The following is a 3,543-nucleotide window of genomic DNA, read 5'->3' on the forward strand; positions in this document are numbered from 1 at the left end:
TTGCCATACAGACACACCTCGTTATAGTTGATATATTTATTATAACAATCTGTGTCTACTTTTTAGTCTAGCATCACATTTTAGGAGCCTTTGAGGTTCATGGTTATAGTGGATTAATTGTGTCTACTATTCTATGAAACTTCAAAGGCTTTTTTGTGTTTATCATTCAAAGTCTAAGATGGATGGATATACTATTATACTTTGGAAAGGAATGTTTCTAATGGGCGAAAATTGTATGGAAAAGAGTGCACAGGAGATTATGGAGGATTTAAAAAAACCCTTTGCACCAGAGGACATTGAATGGCGAGTTCAACGTAGTATGTTTGTCGGTCAAAATGAAGCAAAGGCAATAGTTTGTGCATACGTTGATAACAGGGCAATTCAAAATCGGTTAGATGAAGTTGTTGGTCCTTTTAACTGGAAGAATGAATTCAGTGAATGGCGTCAAAAAGGTGTACTTTGTGGCATTTCTATTAAATTTGATAGTGAATGGGTTACGAAGTACGATGCTGGTGCGCTTTGTTTCTAGTACAAACCGAAGCGAAAGCCGAGGGTAAAAACTAGACACCTAGTAACATTCTACTAGGTGAACTACAAACACGATATGTTAGGGGAAGTACCTAACCAATCTGAATGCTGACAGATTGAACTAATCCTCCGACGTGCGTAATCCGCTACAAAGGAAAACGTACGAAGCTCGGTGAAGTCGGTGAAAAACAGACCTGAGAAGTGGTTAGTGAAGTAATCGGGTTGCCACAAAATGACTATGTTGAGGAAGTACAATTGTACAGAAACGAACCTTCTACTGTACGGTCCGTAAAACTTGGGATATGGGAAACGAACCTATCCACTTCCATAAGGAAGTCCAATCGTGGTTATGGTAGTCGGCGTTGCCATGACGACCCCTATCCAATTTAGGTTAGGAGTCCTGCGTCCCTCAGCAATGGATAAAAGGATGGTTGGCGGATTAGAGAAGGCAACTAAGGTCATATATGTAAGGCTAGTGTTTGTGGAACAAAGGAAGTCAGCAAGGTGATGTTAAGGAATTGTAGTTCTAATGAACCTAAACGGTAGGAAATGACCGTTGAATGCTGATGGCGGCAGCCCGTAGTAGTGTTGAAACAGGGTAATACCTGTGGAGCGAAGGGGCATAGTCTATCAATCTAAGTAATAACGACTAACCAACACATTGAGGAAGCCGTTGAGCGTAACTGACTAAAGCCATTAACAAAGGTTAATCTCCATTCATACAGGGGGTGATGCCAGTGGTACAAAAACTCAATAAACTAAACAGTGAGAAAGAACTTAGGGAACTACAAGACTACTTATATTCTGAATCCGTTAAAAAGTTTGAATTAGGACAAAGGCCTTCCTTTAAAGGGTTACTCGATGTCATTAAGTCTGAACCAGTTATAATTACAGCCATTCATAAACTTAAAGGCAATAGAGGCAGTAACACCCCAGGAAGTGACGGACGAACAATCAGGGATGCCATACTTGAATTAGGATACGAGGAAGTAATTGAAGAGATACAAACATCACTTGATAACTATAAACCTCGTAAAATAAGAAGAAAATGGATTGATAAACCCGGTAAAAAGGAAAAACGCCCGCTCGGCATACCCGCAATAAAAGACAGGGTAATACAAGAGTGTGTGCGGCTTGTAATTGAGCCAATTCTGGAAGCGCAATTATACAATCACTCATATGGTTTCAGACCAATGAGAGATGCAGGAATGGCAATTTCCAGAATACAAAATATCTGCACCAAAACGAAATATCATTGGATTGTTGAAGGTGACATATCAAAATTTTTCGATAAGGTCAATCACACCATTCTACTAAAGCGATTATACGGTATGGGTATTAATGACCGAAGGGTCTTAATGATAATCAAAAGTATGTTAAAAGCGGGAATAATGAATGAGACTGTGGTTAATGAGTTGGGAACTCCACAAGGCGGGATCATATCTCCCCTGCTTGCAAATGTTTATCTAGATGCCCTCGACCAACATATTGCAAAGAAATGGGAAAACAAGAAGACAAGACATGATTATTCCAAAAGGGAACACAGATATAGAGCCCTTAAAGATACAAATCTAAAGCCAGCTTATTTCGTTAGATACGCTGACGACTGGGTGTTAATCACTGATTCTAAAACAAACGCAATCAAATGGAAGAAAGAAATAGGTAAATTTCTTAAGGACGAACTTAAGCTTGAACTATCCGAAGAAAAGACGCTAATCACAAACGTGAGAAAGCGACCTTTTAGATTTCTGGGATTTGACCTAAAAATGGTAACTAATGATGGTGGAAAGAAGTACATCACTCGCTCCAAACCTAACTCCACTTCTCTGGAAAGGAAAATTAGGGAGATAAGAGTTGATACACGAAAACTCCGTAAAACGACATCACTAGAAAACTTAATAGATGACGTTAACAAGTTAAACTCTAAAATACGGGGAATAATTAACTACTATCAGACCGCAACGTACGTTCATATTGTCATGAGAAAATATAATGACGACTTGAAATACACTGCATACAAGGCACTCAAACGAAGGTTAAGTAGCAGGAATAAAAAGGAAAAAGCCTTTGGATGGATTTATGCCAATTTAGTAAGTAACCTTACTGGCATCCATGAAGAGTACAGAACCTCCAAAATCCCTGCATTAAAGTTTGAGGAAAAATGGATTGGTATAACGAGTATTGCGTTCTGTAGATGGACTTTAACACCTCTCAAGAATCAAGAGGAAACTCCATATACAGACAAAGGTAGAAAAGCCTATGAAAAACGTAGTATGAGAAAGCCATTGAAAATTAGAGCTGATGAACTACTCTCTGTTAGTAATTCAGCGCTAATAAATATGAATCTCTCTACCAATCCAAACACTCTGTATAACTTTGAATACTTCATGAATAGAGCGTATGCTTTCAATCGTGACAAAGGAAAATGCAGGATTTGTGGTGGCGCATTGTTATTTAATGTCCATACTCACCACATTGAACCCCTACTTCCTAGAGACAAAGTTAATAGAGTCCAAAACCTTGCTAGTATGCATATAAGTTGCCATAAGGACATTCACGGAAATAAAGAGATAGATTCGTTCGAAGGGAAAGTTAAACAAAACATTCTCAAATTTAGAGAAAAGTTGGAGGAAAGTCGTACTTAATTGATAGATGGAGCGCCGTATGCTGGGAAACTAGCATGTACGGTGTGAGGCGGGGGAAAAGACAACCCAAACGAAACAATTACATTGTTGTCGTGGGTGAGTCTTACCTATCGCTACCAGACGAGACTAACATTGAATCAACCAAAGGTGGAATCTCAGCAAGTTCAAAAAGAACAGCATCAGCTTGGGGAATTGGCCGTTATCTATATAAGGTAGAAGAATACTGGGTAACAGTTAATAAACAAAAGCTAACTCCAAATGATGTGTATTTTAATGCTGAGGTCAAAGGACAAAACTGATACTATGTCAAGAAAATAGACACAGATTTTTCTACCGCGCTTTCGCTTGGTAGCCTTCATAAAAAAGTTTA

3 protein-coding genes are annotated in these 3,543 nt (G+C 38.7%); all 3 read left to right on the forward strand.

The genetic code is table 11. The features are described from left to right. Nucleotides 1–235 precede the first annotated feature (235 nt). The 3 genes from ACR65M_RS26635 (at nt 236) to ACR65M_RS26645 (ending at nt 3,472) form a co-directional block, all read left to right on the forward strand. Nucleotides 236–529 (forward strand): Rad52/Rad22 family DNA repair protein, encoded by a 294-nt coding sequence (locus ACR65M_RS26635; protein ID WP_440274906.1) that lies wholly within the window; start codon nt 236–238, stop codon nt 527–529. A gap of 736 nt (nt 530–1,265) precedes the next feature. Beyond that, the gene (ltrA, locus tag ACR65M_RS26640) at nt 1,266–3,173 is read left to right on the forward strand and encodes a group II intron reverse transcriptase/maturase (RefSeq protein WP_440274907.1); all 1,908 of its coding nucleotides are present in this window, start codon (nt 1,266–1,268) and stop codon (nt 3,171–3,173) included. A gap of 92 nt (nt 3,174–3,265) precedes the next feature. Further along, nucleotides 3,266–3,472 carry a hypothetical protein gene (locus ACR65M_RS26645; RefSeq protein WP_440274908.1) on the forward strand — a complete coding sequence of 69 codons (207 nt, stop codon included), beginning with the start codon at nt 3,266–3,268 and terminating at the stop codon, nt 3,470–3,472. The last annotated feature ends 71 nt before the right edge of the window (nt 3,473–3,543 follow it).

Source organism: Ferdinandcohnia sp. SAFN-114 (genome assembly GCF_059415045.1).

Bases quoted from the DNA above. Each gene is read 5' to 3' on its own strand.
- ACR65M_RS26635 (WP_440274906.1), top strand. From the start codon at position 236: ATGGAAAAGAGTGCACAGGAGATTATGGAGGATTTAAAAAAACCCTTT.